The sequence below is a fragment of the Mesorhizobium sp. M1050 genome, from assembly GCF_040318715.1.
Taxonomy (GTDB): domain Bacteria; phylum Pseudomonadota; class Alphaproteobacteria; order Rhizobiales; family Rhizobiaceae; genus Mesorhizobium.
On sequence record NZ_JAMYMV010000178.1, the window covers coordinates 1 to 712 of the forward strand.

The 712-nt window shown below is 63.1% G+C and carries 1 protein-coding gene; it reads right to left on the minus strand.

Annotation, left to right across the window (positions count from 1 at the left end; genetic code table 11):
• Positions 1-561, minus strand: a 561-nt coding sequence (locus NKH57_RS33755) for a hypothetical protein (protein ID WP_352950695.1), incomplete at its 3' end; no start/stop codon positions are given.
• Positions 562-712: the final 151 nt, after the last annotated feature.

Consider the following 712-nt stretch of genomic DNA (forward strand, 5'->3'; position numbering starts at 1 on the left):
GGGTTTCGGCCCGGTCGGCGCTGCCTCGTACGCTTTGATGAGAGCCGCTGTGTACTCTCTGATGAGCACGGCGTCGGCAGGGTGGGGATTCAGGGCAGGGCGGCCCACCGCTGGCGCTCCGCCCGCCCACGTCTTGAGACGACCCAGTGACCCAGCCACGGCCGAGGGGCCGCCACCCCAGATCTCGTACTCCTTGCGATCCCGATCCAGCGACGAATCGTGAAGCCGATCCGCAATCCCCGGCTTGTTATTTTCAACGAGCCAATGACCAAAGCCGAAAAGAAGATCTACATGGCGCTTGACCGTGATCTCCCCGATCTTACCGGCATAGAGTGCTGACCTCAGCCCTTCGACAAGGGTCGCATCGTTGGAATAAAGAGGACCCTTGTCGGGACCGGAGACCACTTTTGGGCGATCTGGCTGCACCGCCGCCGGCACAGAACGAGCATGGTCACGCAACTCGACCCGTGCGGGGGGATTCAGATCAACCACTGACGAATCCGGCGCATGATGATGGCGCGACGTTGAGTGACCCGGCTGCAGCACCGTGGCACCCAGCATCGACCCACTGCCTCCGGCGTACGGCGCCGCGGCGTGTTCTTGTCCGCTCCCTTGCATCATGGGCTGCGCTTCCCATGGCAATGCACTCACTTGATGGGTGGGGGCCTGCATCAGCACGCGAGCGCCTGAATTGCCGATCTCGCTCAGCTGC